Below are 21,351 nucleotides of genomic sequence, written 5' to 3' on the forward strand. Positions count from 1 at the left end.
CGCCACAATTATCCGCCAGAGGGGGCGCGTCGGCCGGGGCCGTTGCGCCGCGACGCGCGCGCCGCGCCAGAACGCCCTGACGGCCTCCGCATGGGGCGCAGACCTGGAACCGACACGCAACCGGAACCGACACTCAAAAGGACATCACGACATGTTTCGCAAAACCGCTCTGGCCATGACCGCTGTCGTTTTCCTCGGCGCCTGCGCCAGTTCTCCGACCGGCACCGACGGCATCACCCAGCGTCAGGGCACCGGCGCGCTCGCCGGCGCGGCCATCGGCGCGGCGCTCGGCACCCTGGTCGGCGGCAACGACGTGCGCAACGCGCTGGTCGGCGCCGGCATCGGGCTGATCGCGGGGGCCGCCGTGGGCAGCTATCTGGACGATCAGGAACGCGAACTGAACCGCAGTCTCGAAGGCACCGGCGCCAATGTGCAGCGGATCAACGACACGCTGCTGGTGACGCTGCCCTCGGGCATCACCTTCGACACCGACAGCGCCAGCGTGAAGGGCCAGTTCCAGCGGCCCCTGCGCCAGATCGCGGCGACGCTGGTGCAATATCCGTCGAGCTACATCGAGGTGATCGGCCACACCGATTCCACCGGAGCCGCGTCCTACAACCAGACCCTGTCGGAAAAGCGCGCCCGTTCGGTAAGCCGGGTGCTGATCAACAACGGCGTGCACCCCCAGCGCATCGCCGCCTATGGCTATGGCCAGACCTATCCGGTCGCCTCCAACGCCACGCCTGCCGGGCGCGCCGCCAATCGGCGGGTGGAGATCCGCATCACCCCGATCACCGAAGGCTGATCGGGGCGCGCGCAGGCCGGGGCGGCGCGATGAAGGATCGCGACGCCTCGGCGCTGCTTGACGAGACCGCAGAGGCGGACGCGTTCGAATTCCTCAATCTCGGCGGCCGCGGCTTCATCCAGGATTTCCAGCCGGGGCGGGACCGCATCAACATCGCGCCGCTGGGGCTGACGCCGTCGGATCTGCTGATCTCCATCGCCGGGCGCGATCTGGTGCTGGCCTTCGACGGCGGCGAGGTGGTGCTGCGCGGCGCCGCCGGGCTGACTCTGCGCGAGCGCGATTTCCGCTTTTGACGCCCGGCCTCCGTCCGGGCATTGGCCCGCATCGCCCGACATCCGGCGCGTTCGGGCCCGCAAACCGGAGGTTTCGCCGGTTTCGGCCTCGCGCGACCGGCGCGGGGCTTGACTTGCGTCTGCCCAGCCTGTGTATCGGCGCCATGTCGCCATGCCGCCGCCGCGCGCGCGTGCCCGACGCCACCGCCCTTGCCGCGCCCGACGCCTTCACTGCGACTGCCGCCATATTCGAGGACCGCCATGCACGCCTATCGCTCCCACACCTGCGCCGATCTGCGCGCCGAGCATGTCGGTCAGAACGTGCGCCTTTCGGGCTGGGTGCATCGCGTGCGCGACCATGGCGGCATCCTGTTCATCGACCTGCGCGACCATTACGGCATGACCCAGATCCTCGCCGACCCGGACAGCCCGGCCTTTGCGGCGATGGAAAAGGCGCGCGCCGAATGGGTGATCCGCATCGACGGCGTGGTCAAGGCGCGCGACCCGGATCTGGTCAACCCCAAGCTGCCCACCGGCGAGGTGGAGATCTTCATTCGCGAACTGGAAGTCCTGAGCGCCGCCGAGGAACTGCCCCTGCCGGTGTTCGGCGAACTGGACTACCCCGAGGAAACCCGCCTGAAATACCGGTTTCTGGACCTGCGGCGCGAACATCTGCATGACAACATCGTGCTGCGATCGAACGTCATCGCCTCGCTGCGCCGGCGCATGACCGATCGGGGGTTCCACGAATTTCAGACCCCGATCCTGACCGCCTCCTCGCCCGAGGGCGCGCGCGACTTTCTGGTGCCCTCGCGCCTGCATCCCGGAAAATTCTACGCGCTGCCCCAGGCGCCCCAGCAGTTCAAGCAGCTGATCATGGTCGCCGGCTTCGACCGCTATTTCCAGATCGCGCCGTGTTTTCGCGACGAGGACCCGCGCGCCGACCGTTCCCCCGGCGAATTCTACCAGCTCGACATGGAAATGAGCTTTGTCACCCAGGAGGACGTGTTTCAGGCCATCGAACCCGTCATGCGCGGCGTGTTCGAGGACTTCGGCGGCGGCCGCCCGGTGACGCAGGAATTTCCGCGCATCGCCTATGCCGACGCGATGCTGAAATACGGCACGGACAAGCCCGACCTGCGCAATCCCATCGAAATGCAGATCGTTTCGGAGCATTTCGTCGATTCGGGGTTCAAGATCTTCGCCAACCTGCTGAAGCAGGAGGGCAATGAGATCCGCGCCATTCCCGCCCCCACCGGCGGCTCGCGCAAATTCTGCGACCGGATGAATTCCTTCGCCCAGCGCGAAGGGCTGCCCGGCATGGGGTATATCTTCTGGCGCGAGGAGGACGGCGCCTGCGCCGGCGCCGGGCCGCTGGCGAAAAACATCGGCCCCGAGCGCACCGAGGCGATCCGCCGGCAGCTTGGCCTTCAGGTCGGCGACGCGGCGTTCTTCCTTGCCGGCAAGCCGTCGAGCTTTCTCGACGTGGCCGGGCGGGCGCGAAACCAGATCGGCGAGGAACTGGGGCTGACCGCGAAGGACCGCTTCGATTTCTGCTGGATCGTCGATTTCCCCATGTATGAGCGCGACGAGGAGTCCGGGGATCTCGATTTCTCGCACAACCCGTTTTCCATGCCGCAGGGCGGGCTGGAGGCGCTGGAGAAACTGCCGCCGCTCGACGTGCTCGGCTATCAATACGACATCGTCTGCAACGGGGTCGAACTGTCCTCGGGCGCGATCCGCAACCACAAGCCCGAGATCATGTACAAGGCCTTCGAGATCGTCGGCCATGACCGCGCCTTCGTGGACGACAATTTCGGCGGCATGATCAGCGCCTTCAGGTTCGGCGCGCCGCCCCATGGGGGCGTCGCGCCGGGGATCGACCGCATGGTCATGCTGCTCGCCGACGCCGAAAACATCCGCGAGGTCATCATGTTCCCCATGAACCAGCGCGCCGAGGATCTGATGATGGACGCGCCGTCGCGGATCGGGAACGAACAGCTGCGCGAACTGGGCCTGAGACTGGCGCCGCGGGACTGAGGCGAAAACGGGCGGGCGCAGGGCTGGCGCGGCGCAGGACGGCGCAGGACGGGGCAGGGATGATCTACGAGACCACCACATACGACCCGGCCCGCCACTTCGTGCTGTTCATCCATATCCGCAAGACCGGCGGGTCCTCGCTGGGTCTGCAGATGGCCGCGGCGCTGGAGGCCGCGGGGATAACGGGCGGCTACCGCCGGCTGCAGATGCAGGCGCTGGAAAGCTACAACAAGGGGCTGCGGCTGGCCCATGAAAAGCTGCGCCGCCGCTGGCTGCATCTGGTGGACGAGACCGGGGCCGAGGCCCGCCGCGCGCTGGGCGTGGCCAACCTGTCCATGGACACGGTGACGGTGGCCAGCGGCCATGTGCGCGTCGACAGCGTCAACGCCGGGCGGCGCGATCCGCTGCTGGTGACGCTGGTGCGCGAACCGGTCGATCGGCTGGTGTCGGAATATTTTTTCACCCGCGACCGGGTCAACGCCGCCTCGCGCAAGCCCGGCGCCGAAAAGAAGAAGCGCGCCGCCGCGCTGTCCTTCGAGGACTACGCCGAAATGCTGATCGAGCGCGCCGACGAATTGCCGCTGAACGGCCAGTCGGCGTATTTCAGCGAGGCGGGCGATTTCGCCAGCGCGCGCAAGATCATCGACCAACGTTTCCTGCTGGCGGCGCCGACGCCGCGCATGGCGCGGTTCTCGGAACTGCTCGGCGCCAAGCTGGGGATTCCGCTGGGCGCGACCCAGCGGCGCAACAAGGGCGTGTCGCGCCCGGCGCGATTCGAGCCCGACGCAAGGCTGCGCGCCCGGCTGGAAGCCGCCATGTCCGAGGATTGCGCGCTTTACGACCACGTGACCCGCGAATTTGACGCCCTGAGCGCGCGCGTCGGCGAAATCGCCGGGCCGGATTCGCAATACACGAATGAAGCTTGACGAAATGGGGCCCGGCGCCCATAACATGAACAATATGTTCATGGTTAATTAGGCAAAACCGGCATAGACACGCGGATCAAACAAGGGCGCTGAAGCACAAGCAAGCACATGAAAATCATCACCACGACCCAGGATCTCGAACTCTTCTGCGACGCCTGCGCGGCGCATCCCTATGTCACTGTGGACACGGAGTTTCTGCGCGAACGCACCTATTGGCCGCAGCTCTGCCTCGTGCAGATGGCGCATCCGGTTCCCGGCGGCGGCGACGACCCGGAAAGCGCCGCGATCATCGACCCGATGGCCGACGGCATATCGCTGGATCCGCTGTTCGCGCTGATGCGCGACGAGGGCGTGGTCAAGGTGTTCCACGCCGCCCGTCAGGATCTGGAGATCTTCTGCAATCTCGGCGATCTGATCCCGACGCCGCTGTTTGACACCCAGGTCGCGGCCATGGTCTGCGGCTACGGCGATCAGGTCGGCTACGAGACGCTGGTGCGCAAGATCATGGGCGAGAAGCTCGACAAATCCTCGCGGTTCACCGACTGGGCGCAGCGCCCGCTCACCGAAAAGCAGCTGGTCTACGCGCTGGCCGACGTCACCCACCTGCGCGGCATCTATGAACGGCTGGCGGACGAATTGCGCCGCTCCGGCCGCACCCCCTGGGTGGCCGAGGAAATGGCCACCCTCACCAGCATGGACACCTATCGCAACGACCCCGAGCAGATGTGGAAGCGGCTCAAGACCCGTTCGACCTCCGGGCGGTTCCTGGCGGTGGCGAAATCGCTGGCGGCGTGGCGCGAACGCAAGGCCCAGAAGCGCAACATCCCGCGGTCGCGGCTGATGAAGGACGACGCGCTGCTGGAGGTCGCCTCCAACCGGCCGACCACCATCGAGGAGCTGAGCCGCTCGCGCCTGCTGCTGCGCGAGGCCCGCAAGGGCGACACCGCGGCGGAGATCCTGGCGGCGGTGGCCGAGGGCGAGGCGGTGCCGCGCGAGGACCAGCCCCGCGCCCAGGCCCCCGGCGCCAACCGGGCCAATTCCTCGGCCCTCACCGATCTGCTGAAGGTGCTGCTGAAGGCGCGGGCCGAGGAGATGGGCGTCGCCCCGAAGCTGCTGGCCTCGGCCGACGACCTGTCGCGCATCGCCAATGAATCCGCGCCCGAGGTGCCGGCGCTGCGCGGCTGGCGGCGCCAGGCCTTCGGCGAACTGGCCCTGCAATTGAAGCGCGGCGAGATCGCCCTGTCCGCCACCGATTCAGGCATCGACATCGTCGAGTTCGACGACTGAGCTCTTCTATCGGTCCGGTGATCCGGCCGGGCGACGTGGGCGGGTCGGGCCATGCGAAACGGGGCGGGCGAAACGGGGCGGGCAGTGGCGAACGCGCCGCCCCGGCGACGAAAAATTCAGAAACGGGTGGCGACGGGGCCGGCTTCGGCGAACACCCGCACCCCGACCGCGGCGCCGATATCGGCCCGCGACAGGATGCGGTCGGCGCGGATGCGGCGTTGCGCGGCGTTGCCGACCGGCGGGGCTTCGGCGCCGTTCAGCTCCGGCGGCGCGGCGACGAAATCGAATTCCAGAAACCCGTCCGGACCGGGCGCTCCGCCGCGGCGGGGGTCCAGCCGGGGCCCGAACCAGCGGCTGGCCGGGGCCTCGCCAAAGGCGCTGACCGCGACCCCGTCATGCAGCGACCCGATCTCGATGCGGTCCACCCGCGAGATCGTCCTGCGGATCGCCGGCCCGACATTCAGCGCCGGTTCCTTGACCGGGTCCACCGACGGTCCCAGCACGTCAAGCTGGACCGAGCTGTCCGCGCAGGCGGACAGGCCCAGCGCCGCCAGAAGCGCCAGCGAGGCGGCGGTCGCGCGGGCGCGGCGCGGCGCGCGGCGGCTGGCCGGGATTGAGTGCATGTCGATTTCTCCGTCATCTGCGTATGTCATGCATACCGCCACAGCGGTGAGGTAAAAGAAAGCGAAACGATGAACAAGGGGGGCGTGCGGGGCCTGAATGCCGGACTGGCCGGGCGGCGGGTGCTGATCGCGGGCGGGGCGCGCGAAGGGGCGGCGCTGGCGGCGCTGCTGCGCGGCGTCGGGGCGCTGCCGCAACGCCCGGGGCAGGGCGATCCGGGTCGCCCGGCGCTGGCGCTGATCGACGCCTCGCATCCGTTCGATCCGGACGGCGCGGCGCGGGCTCGGGCGACGGCGCGCAGGGCCGGGATTCCGCTGGCGGTCCTGCGCCGCCCGCCCTGGCGCCCCGGCCCGGGCGACCGCTGGATTCGCGTGCGCGCGCCCGGGGCGGCGGCGCTGGCGCTGCGCCCGGAATGGCGGCGCGTGTTCCTGGCGCTGGGCCGCGACCGGCTGCGCGCCTTCGAGGCCCAGTCCCGGCGGCGTTTTTTCCTGCGCGCCTTCGGTCCCGGGATCGGCGACGATCCGGACGCCCGCCCGCTGCGCCTGCGCCGGTTCGATCTGCTGACCGCGCCCGGCCCGTTCTTCGCGCCGCAGGAGGCCGCGCTGTTCGCCCGCCTGCGCATCGACGCGCTGGTGGCGCGCAACGCCGGCGGCCCCGACGCCTGGCCCAAGATGGCCGCGGCGCGGCGTCTGGGCCTGCCCGTGGTGCTGCTGGAGCCGCCCCCGCGCGCCGCCGGCGCGCTGCCCGACGCCGCCTCCGCGCTGGCCTGGCTGCGGGCCCGTGCGCGCGAATTCTGAGCCGCCCCCCGCTCCCCCGCTCCCCCCCGGACCGGCGCGCGCCATGCGCAACGGCCCTTGCCCCGCGCCGCCGGTGCGCCTAATTGGATCCGCACAAGCAGGAGACCCCGGATGACCACCGCTCAGCCCCAATCCGCGCCCCCCGCGCCGGATTTCGAAGAGATCGCCGAAAATTTCGAATTCCTCGACGATTGGGAGGACCGCTACGGCTATGTCATCGAGCTGGGCAAGGAGATGCCGCCGCTGCCCGATTCCCTGCGCGGTCCCGAAACCAAGGTCGACGGCTGCGCCAGCCAGGTCTGGATCGCGCCCCGCGTCGAGGACGGCCCGCCGCGCCGGCTGCATTTCGACGGCGACAGCGACGCCATGATCGTGCGCGGGCTGATCGCCATTCTGCGGGCGCTGTATTCCGGGCGCACCCCCGCCGAGATTCTCGCCATCGACGCCGAGGCGGCGCTGGCGCGGCTGGGGCTGAACGATCACCTGTCCGCGCAGCGCTCCAACGGTTTGCGGGCGATGATCGCGCGGCTGCGGGCGCTGGCCTCGGCCTGATCGCCGGGCGCGCCGAAAAAACCGCGCCACGTCGCAAAACAGGGCCGGAAAAGTCGCGTTTATTCCCACGCGCAACCGCCGCGGCGGTTTAGAATCAGCAGGTTCGCCGCGAATGCCCCCGGCGACAGGCGCCACGCCCATAGCGGGAGAATATGTCCATGTCGGAAGAAGAAGAAGATCTCGTCCTCAGCGAATTGCCGGATGACGAACTGGTCCCGCAGATGTTCGACGATCTCTATGACGGCATGCGCGACGAGATCATCGAATCCGTCAACATCCTGCTGGGCCGCGGCTGGGCGCCCTATGACATCCTCACCAAGGCGCTGGTCGAGGGCATGCGCATCGTCGGCGTGGATTTCCGCGACGGCATCCTGTTCGTGCCCGAGGTGCTGCTCGCCGCCAACGCCATGAAGGGCGGCATGCAGATCCTGAAGCCGCTGCTGGCCGAGACCGGCGCGCCGCGCCTCGGCACCATGGTGATCGGCACGGTGAAGGGCGACATCCACGACATCGGCAAGAATCTGGTCACCATGATGATGGAGGGCGCCGGATTCGAGGTCCATGATCTGGGCATCAACAACCCGGTGGAAAACTATCTGGAGGCCATGGAGGCGCGCGAGGTCGACATCCTCGGCATGTCGGCGCTGCTGACCACCACCATGCCCTACATGAAGGTGGTGATCGACACGATGATCGAGAAGGGCATGCGCGACGACTACATCGTGCTGGTGGGCGGCGCGCCGCTGAACGAGGAATTCGGCAAGGCCATCGGCGCCGACGCCTATTGCCGCGACGCCGCGGTGGCGGTGGAGACCGCGAAAACCCTGATCGCGGAACGCAAGCACAACCAGTTGAGCGCCTGACGCTGCGCGCCCGGACCCCCGGGCGCGACGCGGGCGCAATGGCGGGAGACCCGATGAGCGATACCAGTCCCGACGCGCCGGCGCACCTGCCGGCGAACGACGAGGGTCTCGCCCAAGCCGGGCTCGGCGCGGCGGCGTCGGATCCGGCGGGCGGGGAACGGGTGCTGCTGATCGCCTGCGGGGCGCTGGCGCGCGAGATCCTCGCCGTCACCCGCAGCGCCGGCTGGTCGCATCTGGACCTGATCTGCCTGCCGGCGAAGCTGCATCTGACCCCGGAGCGGATCCCCGGCGAGGTGACGCGGCTGGTGACCGAGAACCGCGCCGCCTATGCGCGGATCTTCGTGGTCTACGCCGATTGCGGCACCGGCGGGCTGCTCGACGCGGCGTGCGAGGCGCTCGGGGTCACCCGCATCGCCGGGCCCCATTGCTACAGTTTCTTCGACGGCAACGAGGCCTTCGCGCAAAGCGCCGAGGACGAGATGCGCAGCTTCTACCTCACGGATTTCCTGGTGCGCCAGTTCGACGCCTTCGTGTGGAAGCCCATGGGGCTGGATCGCCACCCGCAGCTGCGCGACATGATCTTCGGCAATTATGAACGGCTGATCTATCTGGCCCAGACCGACGACCCGGCGCTGGACCGTCAGGCGGAGGCCGCGGCGAAACGCCTTGGCCTGGACTACCTGCGCCGCAAGACCGGCTATGGCGATCTGACCGGTTTCCTTTCCGACGCGGCGCGAAATGCAAAACCGGAAGGGCTGCGGGATTAACGTCGGCGCCCGCTTGGATTGCATGAACTTGTGATGAATTTAAGGGGATTGCCGCGCATGCCGGCATCGACCGCCGCCCGCGCGGCGCGTGGCGGTCGGCGGTCGATTCTGGCGTCAGTCGCGCACCAGTCGCAGATGCGGGGCCCTGGCCGGGGCGTCGGATTCGTCATCGCGGCTGCGTTCGGCGTTCGGGTTGCCGTCAATGGCGGTCAGCACCGGCGAGGCGCCGGCGCCGTGATCGAAGGCCGCGCCGGCCTCGGCGAAGGCGTAATCGTCGCCGCCCGGCTCGGTCATCCGCGTCGGGTCGAGATCGATCGGCAGCAGCCGTGATCCGAGGCAGCGAAAGCGCATCGGTTCGGCCGCGCTGGCGCGGCGCGACCGCCCCTGAAGGTTGATCGCGCCCAGCACCCGGTCCATGCGGCCCAATTCGCTGCGCATGGGCAAAAGCAGGATTTCGCCGCGCCAGGAGCGTTTTTCGTCCTGAATCGGCGATGAATGCCGGTCGCCGCGCTCCGGCGCCGCCGGGGCGTCGGCGAAATCTTCGCCCCGGGCGGCGATGCTCTTGATGCGCATCACGCCGACGCCGGGGTTGCGCACGACGCGGCAGGCGAGGTCCACCAGGTCGGCGCCGTGACCGTCATCCATGAGCGCCTCGGCGACCATGCCGCGCGCCTCCATGCCGATCATCTCGCACAGGCCGGTGCCGGCCAGCCGGAAGCGCATGTCGCAATCGTCGAGCACTTCCAGAATGAACATGGTTTCGAGCGCCGAGCTGATTTCGCGCGGGTCGATCTCCGAGCGGAAAGGCGCTTCGCGCCCCTTCCTGAGCCCATTCCAGTAGCGATAAAGCGCCTTGGTGTTCGCGTGGTCCATGACCTGACCTGTTTTGATGTATTTTCGTATCATTTTATTTCATTCCAACTTAGTCCAGCCCTAAATCACGTCGGACTGTAATGTTCCTGAACAGTTCGGTGCGTTTTTGCGGGGATTATCGCCCCCATGGGTGAAAAGCAGCAAGCGCTGTGCCATTAACTTCGCCGTGCGGGGGGTATCAGGGTGAACGCGCATCCCGGGCGGCGCCGGGGTCGATTGCAGCCCCGGCCGCGCGCCGCTACCATCGCGCGCGACCGCGATCTCGGGAGAATGACATGGCGCTTCAGAGCATGACCGGATTCGCCGCGCGCGAGGGCGGCGACGACCGCCTCGCCTGGCGGTGGGAGCTGCGCTCGGTCAATGCGCGCGGGCTCGATCTGCGCTATCGCGGCCCGGAATCGCGCGACGCGCTGGAGGCGGCGTTCCGCGCCGCGGCCAAACGGATGTTCGCGCGGGGATCGGTGTCCGCGTCGCTGCGGCTGGCCCGCCGGGACGGCGCGGCGCAGCTGCGGGTCGCGCCCGCGGCGCTCGACGCGGTGATCGCCGCGCTGGCCCAGATCCGCGCCGCCGTCGAGGCCGCCGGGCTGCCCGCGGCGCCGGTCTCGGTCGAGACGGTTCTGGGGCATCGCGGCGTGCTCGACGCCAGCGAACCGGAGCCCGGCGAAGACGAGCGCGCCGCACAGGACGCGGCCATGCTCGCCGACGGGGTCGCGGCGCTTGGCGACCTGGCGGCGGCGCGGGCCGAGGAGGGCGCGCGGCTGGAAGACATCCTCGCGGCGCAGGTCGATCGCATCGCCGAACTGACCGGCGCCGCCGAGGCCGTCGCCGCGGCGCGCGCCGCAGCCGCCGGGCCGATGCTGCAACGCAAGCTGGCGGCGCTTGGCGACGCGGGCAAGGTCGATGCGGATCGGGTGGCGCAGGAACTGGCGATCCTCGCGGTCAAGGGCGATGTGCGCGAGGAACTGGATCGCCTGGGCGCCCATGTGGCGGCGGCGCGCGAATTGCTGGCCGCCGACGGGGCGGTGGGGCGGCGGCTGGATTTCCTGATCCAGGAATTCAACCGCGAGGCCAACACCCTGTGCTCCAAGGCGGATTTCACCGATCTGACCGCCGTGGGGCTGGAGTTGAAGGCGGTGATCGACCAGATGCGCGAACAGGTTCAGAACATCGAATGAGCGACGCCGCGCCCCCCCCGCCCGCCCCGGAGGACGATCCGACGCCCGAGGGCGAATCGCGCCGCGCCGCGCAGGCCGCCGCCACGCGCCGGCGCGGGCTGATGTTCATCCTGTCCTCGCCCTCGGGCGCCGGCAAGTCGACGCTGTCGCGGCGTCTGCTGGCCGGGGATGACCGGTTCAGCTTCTCGGTCTCGGCCACCACCCGCGCCCCGCGCCCCGGCGAGGTCGATGGCCGCGAGTATTTCTTCAAATCCCGGGAAGCCTTCAAGAAAATGATCGCGGCGGGGGAAATGCTGGAACATGCCGAGGTGTTCGGCAATTTCTACGGCTCGCCCCGCGCCCCGGTGGAGGCGGCGATCGAGGCCGGGCGCGACGTGCTGTTCGACGTGGATTGGCAGGGCGGGCAGCAGCTGCGCAACTCGCCGCTGCGCGACGCGGTGGTGTCGGTGTTCATCCTGCCGCCCTCGATGGCCGAACTGGAACGCCGCCTGCGGGCGCGCGGACAGGACAGCGCCGCGGTGGTGGCCGGGCGCATGGCCAAGTCCCGCGCCGAGATCAGCCACTGGGCGGAATACGATTACGTGCTGATCAATGACGACCTGGACCGCTGCGAGCGCGAGATCCAGTCGATCCTCGCCGCCGAGCGCCTGCGGCGCGACCGGCGGCCGGGGCTGGTGGGGTTCGTGCAGGCGCTGAACCGGGAATTCGAGGAGGGCGGACAATGACCGCGAACGGGCTTTTCGCATTGGACGGCGTGGCGCCGACGCTGCCGGGTGACGGCGATTTCTGGGTGGCGCCAGGGGCGGCGGCGATCGGCGACGTGAGGCTGGAATCCGGCGCCTCGATCTGGTTCAACGCGGTTCTGCGGGGCGATTGCGAGCCCATTATCCTGGGCGCCGGGTCCAACATTCAGGACTGCGCGGTGCTGCACACCGATCCGGGCATGCCGCTGACCATCGGCGCCAACGTCACCGTCGGGCACAAGGCGATGCTGCATGGCTGCAGCGTCGGCGCGGGATCGCTGATCGGCATCAACGCGGTGGTGCTGAACGGCGCGCGCATCGGCGCCGGCTGCCTGATCGGGGCCAACGCGCTGATCACCGAGGGCAAGGAGATCCCCGACGGCGCCCTGGTCATGGGCCAGCCGGGCAAGGTGGTGCGCATGCTCGACATGGCGGCGCGGGCGAAGCTGCTGGAAAGCGCGGCGCATTACCAGCGCAACATGCGCCGGTTCCGCGACGGTCTCGCGGCGGTCTGAACGCGGGGATCGCCGGCGGGTCGGCGCGGCGGAGGCCCGAATGCGCCGCGCCCGGCCCTTATGCGCGCCTCAGGCGTCGCTGGGGATGCGCGCGCTCAGCACGAAACCGGTCTCGACCCGCTCGAACCCGAGGGTGGCGCCGCAGGCGTCGGCGTTCTGGCGCGCGGCCACGTAATGCACCTCGCCGGGCGCGGGGTCGGGCGCGCCGGGGGCGCCCTCGATCCAGCCGGCGGCGCAATCGGGCAGGCGCAGGTTTTCGCCGATGGCGGCGACGCGCAGGGCGGTGACGCCGGTGTTGTCGAGTCGCAGATCGACCTCGACCTCGCCGCCGCGGGGCAGGGCGCCGGCGGCCACCAGCAGCAGGTCCAGCAGCAGGCGCGCGGTGGCGCGGCTCACATCCGCGGCCGGGGGCACGGGGCGCCAGCGCAGATCGGCGCGTTCGCGCATGAACCGGCCCTCGACGATGCGCTGGATGCGCGCCAGCCCGGTGCGTTCGCCCGCCGGGGCGGCGCCGAAGGCGATGCGGTAGAATTGCAGCGTGGCGGCGGCGGCGCCGGCGCTTTCGCCGATCATCGACAGTTCCTCGCCCATGCTCGGCGAGATTTCCTGCATCAGTTCGACGCCGTTGCCAATGGCGCCCACGGGCGATATCAGGTCATGGCAGATGCGCGAGCAGAGCAGGGCGCTGATGTCTGCTTGGGAATGATCGAGGCTCATACGCGACTCCGGTTTGGCCAAGCTTCAAGGCTGGTCCCGGCGCGCCGCGAACGGGCGGAGCGCCATACGATTGACAAAGAGGCGCCGCAATGTCCGATTTTCTGGAGCCGGGGATGCTGGTGCGCCATCCTGACGCGCCCGATTGGGGGATCGGACAGGTCCAGTCGGTGATCGGCGCGCGGGTCACGGCAAATTTCGAACATGCGGGCAAACGGGTCATTGACGCGAGGCAGGTTACGCTGGAAGTGGTCCTGGATTCGGATGAAACATGAACATGGGTTCACAATACACGCCTAAAGCGAATCCACAATAGAAAGATCGCCCACTCACGACGGGTGTCGCAAACGTGCCACGGCGCGATGCCCATTGCGTCCCTCCCGGACCCGCCATAATGTCCGGCAAAAGCGCGCGAAACGACCGCCGCGCGACGACCGAGAGGGGCCGTCTGATGGAGATCGACGCGGGGCGATACACCGTTCGCCTGGCGCGGGGCGAGGCCGACGTGGCCGGCGCCCAGCGCCTGCGCTACAAGGTCTTCGTCGAGGAAATGGGCGCCGCCCCAAGTTCCGGCGACGCCGCGCTGCGCCGCGAACGCGACCGCTTCGACCCGCATTTCGAACATCTGCTGCTGATCGACAATAAGGCCGAATGCGACGACCCGCTGGACCGGGTGGCGGGGGTCTACCGGCTGATGACCGGCGAACGCGCCAAGGCCGGAATCGGCTTTTACGGACGTACGGAATACGATCTTTCAAAGCTCGAATCGCTGGATCGCAAGGTGGTCGAGCTGGGGCGCTCCTGCGTCGGCAAGGCCTATCGCGGCGGCGCCGCCATGCATCTGCTGTGGACCGGGCTTGGCGAATTCGTCACTTCGCGCGGCATCGAGATCATGTTCGGCACCGCCAGTTTTCACGGCGCCGATCCCGAACCGCTCAGCAACGCGCTGAGCTATCTGCATCACAACCATCTCGCCCCCGAGGACCTGCGGGTGCGCACGCTGCCCGAGCATTTCGTGCCCATGGACCGCATCCCCGCCGATCAGGTGGACCGGCGCGAGGCGACGCGCCAGATCCCGGCGCTGATCAAGGCCTATCTGCGGCTCGGCGGCTTTGTCGGCGAGGGCGCGTATGTGGATCAAGACTTCAACACGGTGGATGTTTGCCTGCTGATGGACACGGCGCGGATGGTGCAGCGCTACCGCAATTTTTACGGGCGCGAATCGGAAACCACCGCCCGGCTGAAGGCCGATCAGGCCAGGGCGGCCCCGTGATCCGCCCCGTGATCCGCCCCGTGATCCGCCCCGTGGTCAGCCCCGTGATCAGCCCCGTGACCTGCGCAATGATCCGGGCATGAGTCGCGGCGGGCTCTGGAACGAGGCCCCCGAACCGGTTCTGCCCGATCCCGGCGCGGCGCGGCGGGTTCTGGGCTGGATCCGGGTGATTGCGCTGGCGCTGCTCACCGCCGCGGCGCTGGGGCTCTATGCGCTGTTCAAGGGCGTCGAGCGCCTGATCCCCGCCTTCACCCTGCGCCAGTCGGTGCAGGGGATCTGGGCGCGGATCGCGCTGCGCATGCTGGGGCTGCGGCTGAACCGCGTCGGAACCCCCATGCAACAGGGCGGGGCGATGGTCGGCAACCATGCCTCCTGGTCCGACATCATCGCGCTGCGCGCCTGCGCCCAACTGTATTTCGTGTCCAAGTCCGAGGTCCGCGACTGGCCCGGCGTCGGGCTGATCGCGCGGGTCACCGACACTATCTTCATCGAACGCAAGCGCACCGCCGCCAAGCGTCAGGAAGCCGAACTGAAAGCCCGAATCGCCAGGGGCGATCACCTGATGGTCTTTCCCGAGGGCACCTCCACCGACGGGCGCCGGGTGCTGGCGTTCAAGAGTTCGCTGTTCGCGGCGTTCCTGAACCGGGACCTGCGCGAGACCGTCTGGGTGCAGCCGGTTTCGGTGGTCTATCGGCTGGGCGAGGGCGTTGACCTGCCGCCGGATTTCTTCGGCTGGTGGGGCGAGATGGATTTCGGCCCGCATCTTCTGGTGCTGGCCAGCCATCGCCATCGCGGCCAGGTGACGGTGGCGTTCCACCCGCCGGTGCGCGCCAGCGATTTCATCGACCGCAAGGCGCTGGCGCAGCATTGCGAAGCCGAGGTGCGCGCCGGGCTGGAAAGCCATCTGCCCAAGGGTGTTTTTCTGCAATGAGCCGGGGGCCCCGGTCCCGGGTCGGGGCCGCGGTCAGCCGCCCGCCAGCACCGCCGGCGCGCCGCCTTCGCGCAGCGCCGCGTCGAGCGCGCGCAGCCGGTCGGCCAGCGCGGCCCCGTCGCGGTTGCCGGGGTTGTCACGGTTGTCACGGTTGTCGGGGCCCCAGATTGTCGCGTCGGGGATGATGAAATCCACCACCGGCGCCAGGTCCAGCGCCAGCGCCGGATCGACGCCGCCCTCGGCCACCACCGGGGTCTCGACCACCTCGGACCACCAGGCGAACAGGTCGCGCGGCGCGCGGCTGCCGTCGCCCAGCGCCGCGTCGCCCGCCACCGGCCCGAACAGCACGTAATCGGCCCCCGCCTCGGCGGCGCTCAGCCCGGCATGGCGCGACGCCCCGCAGCGCACGCCGAGGATCTGGTCGGCGCCGATGGCCTCGCGCGCCTCGCGCAGCCGGACATGGGCGCCGTCGACCTCGACCCCGTCGAGCCCCAGCGGCCCCACCAGCCGGAAATGATCGGCGATCACCAGCGCGGTGTCGCGCTGGTGGCAGATCGGCGCCAGCAGGTCCACGGCGGCGCGCAATTCGGTTTCCGACGCGCCGGGCAGATCGAGCCGCACGCAGGCCACGACCCCGGCGTCAAGCGCGGCGGGCAGGGCGGCGGCCACCGCGGCGACGGCCATGCGCGGCGGCGTCGCCAGGGTGATCCGGGCTTGGGCGTCGCGGCTTTCGGGCTGGGCAGGGGCGTTTCTGGTCATGGCCGCTGCTTACCCAAGCCCCGGCTTTCAGTCCAGCGCCGAACGCCGCCGGCTTGTTCTCGATCAAGGCGGCGCGACGGGAATGCGGGATTCTGTAGGCAACGGGGCCGGGACGCGCGACAATGCCCGAATGCGCGGACCTGGAATGCGCGCGCCCCGAACCGCAACGCCCCCGCCCGCCGGGACGCCCAGCCCTAGAAGGAGACGGCCATGCTGACCCTGCCCGACACCACCCTCGCCTGGATCATCCTGAAGGCGCGCGAACTTGAGGTGAAGGAGGTCGAGCCCTCCGAGAGCGATGACTACAGCGAGGATGAGGCGTTCTCGGCGGTGGAGACCGCGGTCGAGGACGGCGTCGAGGGCGAGCTGCGCAACTGGATCAGCGATCTGACCTACACCATGCAGGCGGAGCTGGTGGCGCTGTTCTGGCTCGGGCGGGGGGACGCCTCGGCCGAGGAATTCGAGGACCTGGTGCAGACGGCGCGCGAATCGCGCACCACCCCCACCGAGGATTACCTGCTGGGCCAGCCGCTGTTTTCCGAGATGCTGGAGGAGGGGCTGGAAAAGCTCGGCGTCTCGGTCGCCGAGCTCGAATCGCTGGTTTGAGCGGGCGGGCGCGGATCACGGCCGCCCGCCGGGCGCGCCTGCGGCGACGGGGGGGCGCCGCATCGCCGCAAGCCCTTGCGCATGGCCGGGCCCGGCGGGCATACTCGCGCGCGGCCGGCGAGATCGCGCGGCGGGGTTTCGCCCTGCAAGGCCATGACATCGTTCGACTCCGCGCGGGTCTGACTCTGACGGATGCAATAGCGGGAAACAATGGCGCCAATGAAGCGATGCAGACATGGTCGCCGGGCCGGGCCCGCGCGGCGGCATGCGGCGGCGGGGCGGTCCTGGCGTGACTGATCAATCCCCGAACCGGTCGAAAGCCGGATCGTCGACGCTCATGGAGCGCATCGTCGATCTGTTCCTGCGCGGCGATCTTGCGCCGCTGCTGATCGTCGTCGCGCTGATCGCCGGCTTCGCCGCGGTGTCGCTGACCCCGCGCGAGGAAGAACCCCAGATCGTCGTGCCCATGGCCGACGTGATCGTGTCGGCGCCGGGCCTGTCGGTGAACGAAGTCGAACGCCAGATCGCCACGCCGCTGGAAAAGCTGCTGTTTCAGATCGACGGCGTCGAACACGTGTATTCAGTCTCCAGCACCGGGCGAACCGTGGTCACCGTGCGCTTCTACGTGGGCGAGGACCGCGAGAACAGCCTGGTGAAAATCTACAACAAGGTGTTTTCCAACATCGACGTGATCCCGCCGGACGTGAAGTCCTGGGTGGTCAAGCCGATCGAGATCGACGACGTGCCCATCGTCAACGCAACGCTCTGGAGCGACCGCCCCGAGGAGATCGACGACTACGCCCTGCGCCGCATCGCCGAGGAGGTGGAGATCGAGCTGCAGGCGATTCCCGAAACCAACCGCACCGAGGTGATCGGCGGCCGCCCGAGGGTGATCCGGGTGGAATTGCAGCCCGACGCGCTGTCGGCGCGCCAGACCTCGCCGCTGGACGTGGCTTTCGCGCTGCAGGTGTCCAACATGCGCCTGCCCGCCGGCGAGCTTGACCAGCTTGGGCGCAATTTCACCGTCGAGGCCGGGAAGTTCTTCGAGGGCGTCGACGATCTCCGCCGCACCGTGGTCAACGTGGTCGACGGCGTGCCGGTGTTCCTGCAGGACGTGGCGCGGGTGGCGGACGGCCCGGCTGAGCGCACCGGCTACAGCTGGATCGGTTTTGGCCCGGCTGACGGCCTGGGCGACGGCCTGCACGACGGCCCGGCTGACGGTCTGGGCGATGGGGCAAGCGGGGAAGCGGACGCGCCGGGGCGCTTCTTTCCCGCCGTGCACATCGCCATCGCCAAGCAGAAGGGCGCCAACGCGGTGCGGGTCTCCGAACGCATCAAGGATCGGCTCGTCGAACTGGCCCGGACCCATTTCCCCGAGGGCGTGCATTACCGCATCACCCGCGACTACGGCGCGACCGCCGACGAAAAGGTCAACGACCTGTTCGAGGCGCTCGCCGTCGCCATCCTGATCGTCGTCGGGCTGATCGCCTACAGCCTCGGCTGGCGCGAGGGGCTGGTGGTGGCCGCCGCGGTGCCGATCACCTTCGCGCTGACGCTGCTGATCAACTACTGGGCCGGCTACACCATCAACCGGGTGACGCTGTTCGCGCTGATCCTGTCGCTGGGGCTGGTGGTCGATGACCCGATCGTCGACGTGGAGAACATCCACCGGCATCTGGCGCGGGGTCGCGAATCGACCCTCGACGCGATCCGCAACGCGGTGAACGAGGTGCGCCCGCCGATCGTGCTGGCGACCCTGGCGGTGATGGTGTCCTTTCTGCCGATGATGCTGATCACCGGCATGATGGGCCCCTACATGCAGCCCATGGCGCTCAACGTGCCCATCGCCATGGCCATGTCCATGCTGGTGGCCTTCGCCATAACCCCGTGGCTCGCCTGGCGGGCGCTGCGCGGCAAGCCCGCCCATGACATCCCCGCCGACGAGGGCGAGGAGGTCCCGACGATCCTCTATCGCGCCTACGCCGCGATTCTGGAGCCGTTTCTCAACCGCCGCCTTCTGGCCTGGACGCTGCTCGCCGTGACGCTGGCGCTGTTTCTCGGCGCGGCGATGCTGGCGGCGACCCGGTCCGTGCCGCTGAAGATGCTGCCCTTCGACAACAAGAACGAATTGCAGATCCTCATCGACCCGCCCGAGGGCGCGACGCTGGAAGCCACCGACGCGGTGGCGCGCAAACTCGCCGAGGTGCTGCGCCAGGCCCCGGAGGTCAAGGATTTCCAGCTTTACGTCGGGCTGGCCTCGCCGATGGATTTCAACGGCATGGTGCGCCACTACTACCTGCGGCGCGGGCCCAATGTGGGCGAGATCCGGGTCAATCTGGCGGGCAAGCGCCAGCGCCGGATGCAGTCGCACGAGATAGCCCTGCGCCTGCGCGATCAGCTGGAGGCGGTGGCCGCCGCCGACGGCGCGCGCATCAAGATCGTCGAGGTGCCCCCCGGACCGCCGGTGCTGGCCACGGTGACGGCCGAGATCTACGGCGAACCGGGCACGCCCTACGCCCGGCTGCGCGCGGCGGCGCGGGCGGTGGAGGCGCGCCTGCAGGCGGAGCCCGGGGTATCGGACATCGACACCACGGTCGAGGATGACTCCGATCGGTTCGTCTTCGTCACCGATCAGGAAAAGGCGGCGCTGTCGGGGGTCGCCGCCGAGGACGTGGCGAAAACCGTGTCCATGGCGCTCAGCGGCCATGACGTCGCCCGCCTGCACGAACCGGGCGAGGCCAACCCGCTGATGATCCGCATGCGGCTGCCGCGCGACGCGCGTTCGGGGCTGGCGCCGTTGAACGGGCTGGCGGTGAAGGGGCGCCCCGGCATCGTCAAGATCCGCGAACGCGCCGGGGTGCGCGACGCGCCCATCCCCATCGTGCGCCTTGGCGAACTGGGGGCGTTCAAGACCGTCCCCACCGAAAAGGCCATCCATCACAAGGATCTGGCCCCGGTGGTCTATGTGTTCGCCGAAGCGGTGGGCCGGGCGCCGGCGGAAATCATCGTCGATGTGACCGCCGATCTCGTGGCGGGCGACGCGGCGCCCGGCGCCCCCACCACCCCCGCACTCGACCCGCGCCCGCTGGCCGGGCGCACCTACTTGAATTCCGGCGGCGGCGTGCCCTGGCGCCTGCCCGAAGGCGCGCGCGTCGACTGGCTTGGCGAGGGCGAGCTGAACATCACCGTGGACGTGTTCATCGATCTGGGCATCGCCTTCGGGGCGGCGCTGATCGGCATCTATTTCATCCTTGTCTACCAGACGTCGAGCTACGCCATGCCGCTGATCCTGATGATCTCGATCCCGCTGACGCTGATCGGCATCATGCCCGGATTCTGGCTGCTCAACGCATGGGGCGGGGCGCCGATCGGGGGCTATGGCAACCCCACCTTCTTCACCGCCACCGGCATGATCGGCATGATCGCGCTGTCGGGCATCGCGGTGCGCAACGCCATCCTGCTGATCGAATTCCTGCACATGGCGCTGAAACGCGGCTCGACCCTGCGCGAGGCCCTGCTGCAGGCGGGCGCCGCGCGCACCCGCGCCATCGTGCTCACCGCCGGCACGGCGATGCTGGCGGCGGCGCCGATCACCCTCGACCCGGTGTTTTCCGGGCTGGCATGGTCGCTGATCTTCGGGCTGCTGGTGTCGACCGCCTTCACCCTGCTGGTGGTGCCGGTCACCTATGATCTCGTCTATCGCCGCAAGCCGGGGCACGGGCTGCCCGGCGCTGACAGCGAAGGAGGCTCCGCATGACGCTTCGCCGCGCCGTTTCCGGCATTCTGGGCCTGGGCGCCATCGTCTTCGCCGTGGCCTGGCTTTCGGGCTGGTTCGAGGACAAGATCCAGCCGGGGATCGTCGAATCGCCCGCGCCGGCGCTGTCGCCGGATCTGCGGATCGTTCCGGTGGAAAAGGTGGTGGGGCGCGCCGTGGAATGGACCAGCGGCGCCATCGAATCCTCGCGCCGCACCACGGTGGCGGCGCGCATCCTGTCGCGCATCGAGGAGGTGCGCGTCGCCGCCGGCGATCTGGTGGAGGCGGGCGACCTGCTGGTGGTTCTCGACGCCCGCGATCTGGATTCCCGGGTGCGCCAGGCGCGCGAGGCCCTGCGCGCCGCCGAGGCCCGCCGCGATCTGGCCGAGCAGGAACTGGCCCGCGCCGAGGAACTGCTGAAGCGCGGCGTCACCGCGCGCAACCGCTATGATCAGGCGGTGTCGGACTCCCTCACCGCCCGGGCCGAGGTCGACCGCCTGACCCAAAGCCTCGACGAAGCGCGCACCGCGCTGTCCTACACCCGGATTCTCGCCCCCGCGCCGGGGCGGGTGATCGACCGGCTGGCGGAGCCCGGCGACACCACCGCGCCGGGGCAGGCGCTGCTGCGGCTCTATGATCCGGACTCCCTGCGGGTGAACGCGCCGGTGCGCGAATCCCTCGCGGTGCATCTCAAGGTCGGCGATCGGCTGCGGGTGGAGCTGTCCACCCTGGGCGAGACCGTGACCGCGCCCGTGGATGAGATCGTGCCCTATGCCGAACCCGGCGCCCGCACGCTGCTGGTGAAGCTCCGGCTCGAAAGCGACCCGCGACTGTTCGAGGGCATGTTCGCGCGGGTCGCGGTGCCGGCGGGTCTGCGGCCGCGACTGCTGGCCCCCGCCGAGGCGGTGCGACGCATCGGCCAGCTGGTTTTCGTGACCGTGCTCGAGGGCGATCGGGCCGCGCGGCGGATGGTCACCATCGGCGAACGCATGGTCGACGGGCGGGTCGAGGTGCTGAGCGGGCTGAAGGAAGGCGACCGCGTGGTCTGGTGACGCGCCCCGCCGGGCCGCGCCGGGCG

At 69.4% G+C, this 21,351-nt stretch carries 22 protein-coding genes; 18 read left to right on the plus strand and 4 right to left on the minus strand.

All coding sequences use genetic code 11. The features are described 5' to 3' along the window. Positions 1-151: 151 nt before the first annotated feature. The 5 genes from AC1HC7_RS04490 to rnd all read left to right on the plus strand — a co-directional run bounded on the left by AC1HC7_RS04490 (position 152) and on the right by rnd (position 5,330). Entirely contained in the window at positions 152-805 is a 654-nt protein-coding gene (locus tag AC1HC7_RS04490; protein ID WP_479496423.1) for a YiaD family glycine zipper/OmpA-like lipoprotein, read from the plus strand. Between the two features lie 29 nt (positions 806-834). Then, a complete protein-coding gene (locus AC1HC7_RS04495) occupies positions 835-1,098 on the plus strand; it encodes a hypothetical protein (RefSeq protein ID WP_479496424.1) in 264 nt (87 codons plus the stop codon). A 240-nt stretch (positions 1,099-1,338) separates the two neighbouring features. Then, the gene (aspS, locus tag AC1HC7_RS04500; RefSeq protein WP_479498728.1) at positions 1,339-3,117 is read left to right on the plus strand and encodes an aspartate--tRNA ligase; all 1,779 of its coding nucleotides are present in this window, start codon (positions 1,339-1,341) and stop codon (positions 3,115-3,117) included. Between the two features lie 59 nt (positions 3,118-3,176). After that, positions 3,177-4,043, plus strand: a complete 867-nt coding sequence (locus tag AC1HC7_RS04505) for a sulfotransferase family 2 domain-containing protein (RefSeq protein ID WP_479496426.1) — start codon at positions 3,177-3,179, stop codon at positions 4,041-4,043. Positions 4,044-4,151: 108 nt separating this feature from the next. Beyond that, positions 4,152-5,330: a ribonuclease D gene (rnd, locus tag AC1HC7_RS04510; RefSeq protein WP_479496427.1), complete on the plus strand. Its 1,179-nt coding sequence runs from the start codon at positions 4,152-4,154 to the stop codon at positions 5,328-5,330. 116 nt (positions 5,331-5,446) lie between these two features. Here rnd and AC1HC7_RS04515 read toward each other — a convergent pair whose 3' ends face one another. Further along, positions 5,447-5,953, minus strand: coding sequence for a hypothetical protein (locus tag AC1HC7_RS04515; protein ID WP_479496428.1), 507 nt, complete (start codon positions 5,951-5,953; stop codon positions 5,447-5,449). A 69-nt stretch (positions 5,954-6,022) separates the two neighbouring features. Between AC1HC7_RS04515 and AC1HC7_RS04520 the strand changes: the two genes are divergently transcribed. The 4 genes from AC1HC7_RS04520 (at position 6,023) to AC1HC7_RS04535 (ending at position 8,930) form a co-directional block, all read left to right on the plus strand. Continuing rightward, positions 6,023-6,748: a precorrin-6A/cobalt-precorrin-6A reductase gene (locus tag AC1HC7_RS04520; RefSeq protein ID WP_479496429.1), complete on the plus strand. Its 726-nt coding sequence runs from the start codon at positions 6,023-6,025 to the stop codon at positions 6,746-6,748. A gap of 111 nt (positions 6,749-6,859) precedes the next feature. Further along, positions 6,860-7,300, plus strand: coding sequence for a SufE family protein (locus tag AC1HC7_RS04525; RefSeq protein ID WP_479496430.1), 441 nt, complete (start codon positions 6,860-6,862; stop codon positions 7,298-7,300). A gap of 158 nt (positions 7,301-7,458) precedes the next feature. Beyond that, a complete protein-coding gene (locus tag AC1HC7_RS04530) occupies positions 7,459-8,163 on the plus strand; it encodes a corrinoid protein (RefSeq protein WP_479496431.1) in 705 nt (234 codons plus the stop codon). Positions 8,164-8,216: 53 nt separating this feature from the next. Then, on the plus strand, positions 8,217-8,930 hold the full coding sequence (locus AC1HC7_RS04535) for a DUF1638 domain-containing protein (protein ID WP_479498729.1): 714 nt from the start codon (positions 8,217-8,219) through the stop codon (positions 8,928-8,930). 114 nt (positions 8,931-9,044) lie between these two features. Here the strand turns inward: AC1HC7_RS04535 and AC1HC7_RS04540 are convergent, their stop codons facing one another. After that, positions 9,045-9,803 carry a PAS domain-containing protein gene (locus AC1HC7_RS04540; protein WP_479496433.1) on the minus strand — a complete coding sequence of 253 codons (759 nt, stop codon included), beginning with the start codon at positions 9,801-9,803 and terminating at the stop codon, positions 9,045-9,047. 275 nt (positions 9,804-10,078) lie between these two features. Here AC1HC7_RS04540 and AC1HC7_RS04545 point away from each other — a divergent pair, with 275 nt between their 5' ends. From AC1HC7_RS04545 to AC1HC7_RS04555, 3 genes are all read left to right on the plus strand, one after another. Then, positions 10,079-10,978: a YicC/YloC family endoribonuclease gene (locus AC1HC7_RS04545; RefSeq protein ID WP_479496434.1), complete on the plus strand. Its 900-nt coding sequence runs from the start codon at positions 10,079-10,081 to the stop codon at positions 10,976-10,978. A 101-nt stretch (positions 10,979-11,079) separates the two neighbouring features. Next, positions 11,080-11,703, plus strand: coding sequence for a guanylate kinase (gene gmk / locus AC1HC7_RS04550; RefSeq protein WP_479496445.1), 624 nt, complete (start codon positions 11,080-11,082; stop codon positions 11,701-11,703). Continuing rightward, positions 11,700-12,236: a gamma carbonic anhydrase family protein gene (locus tag AC1HC7_RS04555; RefSeq protein ID WP_479496435.1), complete on the plus strand. Its 537-nt coding sequence runs from the start codon at positions 11,700-11,702 to the stop codon at positions 12,234-12,236. Before gmk ends, AC1HC7_RS04555 begins: the two co-directional genes overlap by 4 nt. 69 nt (positions 12,237-12,305) lie before the next feature. Here AC1HC7_RS04555 and AC1HC7_RS04560 read toward each other — a convergent pair whose 3' ends face one another. After that, positions 12,306-12,953: a histidine phosphotransferase family protein gene (locus AC1HC7_RS04560; protein WP_479496436.1), complete on the minus strand. Its 648-nt coding sequence runs from the start codon at positions 12,951-12,953 to the stop codon at positions 12,306-12,308. 89 nt (positions 12,954-13,042) lie between these two features. On the opposite strand from AC1HC7_RS04560, the gene AC1HC7_RS04565 reads away from it, so the two are divergent. From AC1HC7_RS04565 to olsA, 3 genes are all read left to right on the plus strand, one after another. Continuing rightward, complete coding sequence (locus tag AC1HC7_RS04565; protein ID WP_479496437.1) at positions 13,043-13,225, plus strand: DUF3553 domain-containing protein; 183 nt, start codon at positions 13,043-13,045, stop codon at positions 13,223-13,225. A gap of 176 nt (positions 13,226-13,401) precedes the next feature. Further along, complete coding sequence (olsB, locus tag AC1HC7_RS04570) at positions 13,402-14,223, plus strand: L-ornithine N(alpha)-acyltransferase (protein WP_479496438.1); 822 nt, start codon at positions 13,402-13,404, stop codon at positions 14,221-14,223. Positions 14,224-14,302: 79 nt separating this feature from the next. Continuing rightward, positions 14,303-15,154 carry a lyso-ornithine lipid O-acyltransferase gene (gene olsA / locus AC1HC7_RS04575; RefSeq protein ID WP_479496439.1) on the plus strand — a complete coding sequence of 284 codons (852 nt, stop codon included), beginning with the start codon at positions 14,303-14,305 and terminating at the stop codon, positions 15,152-15,154. 33 nt (positions 15,155-15,187) lie between these two features. Here the strand turns inward: olsA and AC1HC7_RS04580 are convergent, their stop codons facing one another. After that, entirely contained in the window at positions 15,188-15,913 is a 726-nt protein-coding gene (locus tag AC1HC7_RS04580) for a thiamine phosphate synthase (protein WP_479496440.1), read from the minus strand. Positions 15,914-16,123: 210 nt separating this feature from the next. Here AC1HC7_RS04580 and AC1HC7_RS04585 point away from each other — a divergent pair, with 210 nt between their 5' ends. The 3 genes from AC1HC7_RS04585 to AC1HC7_RS04595 all read left to right on the plus strand — a co-directional run bounded on the left by AC1HC7_RS04585 (position 16,124) and on the right by AC1HC7_RS04595 (position 21,325). Further along, on the plus strand, positions 16,124-16,519 hold the full coding sequence (locus AC1HC7_RS04585; protein WP_479496441.1) for a DUF3775 domain-containing protein: 396 nt from the start codon (positions 16,124-16,126) through the stop codon (positions 16,517-16,519). Between the two features lie 289 nt (positions 16,520-16,808). Then, positions 16,809-20,276, plus strand: coding sequence for an efflux RND transporter permease subunit (locus AC1HC7_RS04590; RefSeq protein WP_479498730.1), 3,468 nt, complete (start codon positions 16,809-16,811; stop codon positions 20,274-20,276). After that, positions 20,273-21,325, plus strand: a complete 1,053-nt coding sequence (locus tag AC1HC7_RS04595) for an efflux RND transporter periplasmic adaptor subunit (RefSeq protein WP_479495905.1) — start codon at positions 20,273-20,275, stop codon at positions 21,323-21,325. Before AC1HC7_RS04590 ends, AC1HC7_RS04595 begins: the two co-directional genes overlap by 4 nt. Positions 21,326-21,351: the final 26 nt, after the last annotated feature.

Source organism: Oceanicella sp., from assembly GCF_056449545.1.

Excerpts from the sequence above, each read along its gene's own strand:
- AC1HC7_RS04535 (WP_479498729.1), top strand. The coding sequence starts at position 8,217 with ATGAGCGATACCAGTCCCGACGCGCCGGCGCACCTGCCGGCGAACGAC.
- AC1HC7_RS04505 (WP_479496426.1), top strand. The coding sequence starts at position 3,177 with ATGATCTACGAGACCACCACATACGACCCGGCCCGCCACTTCGTGCTG.
- AC1HC7_RS04585 (WP_479496441.1), top strand. The coding sequence starts at position 16,124 with ATGCTGACCCTGCCCGACACCACCCTCGCCTGGATCATCCTGAAGGCG.
- AC1HC7_RS04530 (WP_479496431.1), top strand. The coding sequence starts at position 7,459 with ATGTCGGAAGAAGAAGAAGATCTCGTCCTCAGCGAATTGCCGGATGAC.
- AC1HC7_RS04545 (WP_479496434.1), top strand. The coding sequence starts at position 10,079 with ATGGCGCTTCAGAGCATGACCGGATTCGCCGCGCGCGAGGGCGGCGAC.
- AC1HC7_RS04520 (WP_479496429.1), top strand. The coding sequence starts at position 6,023 with ATGAACAAGGGGGGCGTGCGGGGCCTGAATGCCGGACTGGCCGGGCGG.
- olsA (WP_479496439.1), top strand. The coding sequence starts at position 14,303 with ATGAGTCGCGGCGGGCTCTGGAACGAGGCCCCCGAACCGGTTCTGCCC.
- AC1HC7_RS04525 (WP_479496430.1), top strand. The coding sequence starts at position 6,860 with ATGACCACCGCTCAGCCCCAATCCGCGCCCCCCGCGCCGGATTTCGAA.
- AC1HC7_RS04555 (WP_479496435.1), top strand. The coding sequence starts at position 11,700 with ATGACCGCGAACGGGCTTTTCGCATTGGACGGCGTGGCGCCGACGCTG.
- AC1HC7_RS04560 (WP_479496436.1), bottom strand. The coding sequence starts at position 12,953 with ATGAGCCTCGATCATTCCCAAGCAGACATCAGCGCCCTGCTCTGCTCG.
- gmk (WP_479496445.1), top strand. The coding sequence starts at position 11,080 with ATGTTCATCCTGTCCTCGCCCTCGGGCGCCGGCAAGTCGACGCTGTCG.
- AC1HC7_RS04515 (WP_479496428.1), bottom strand. The coding sequence starts at position 5,953 with ATGCACTCAATCCCGGCCAGCCGCCGCGCGCCGCGCCGCGCCCGCGCG.
- aspS (WP_479498728.1), top strand. The coding sequence starts at position 1,339 with ATGCACGCCTATCGCTCCCACACCTGCGCCGATCTGCGCGCCGAGCAT.
- AC1HC7_RS04595 (WP_479495905.1), top strand. The coding sequence starts at position 20,273 with ATGACGCTTCGCCGCGCCGTTTCCGGCATTCTGGGCCTGGGCGCCATC.
- AC1HC7_RS04540 (WP_479496433.1), bottom strand. The coding sequence starts at position 9,803 with ATGGACCACGCGAACACCAAGGCGCTTTATCGCTACTGGAATGGGCTC.
- AC1HC7_RS04580 (WP_479496440.1), bottom strand. The coding sequence starts at position 15,913 with ATGACCAGAAACGCCCCTGCCCAGCCCGAAAGCCGCGACGCCCAAGCC.
- AC1HC7_RS04565 (WP_479496437.1), top strand. The coding sequence starts at position 13,043 with ATGTCCGATTTTCTGGAGCCGGGGATGCTGGTGCGCCATCCTGACGCG.
- AC1HC7_RS04490 (WP_479496423.1), top strand. The coding sequence starts at position 152 with ATGTTTCGCAAAACCGCTCTGGCCATGACCGCTGTCGTTTTCCTCGGC.
- rnd (WP_479496427.1), top strand. The coding sequence starts at position 4,152 with ATGAAAATCATCACCACGACCCAGGATCTCGAACTCTTCTGCGACGCC.
- AC1HC7_RS04495 (WP_479496424.1), top strand. The coding sequence starts at position 835 with ATGAAGGATCGCGACGCCTCGGCGCTGCTTGACGAGACCGCAGAGGCG.
- olsB (WP_479496438.1), top strand. The coding sequence starts at position 13,402 with ATGGAGATCGACGCGGGGCGATACACCGTTCGCCTGGCGCGGGGCGAG.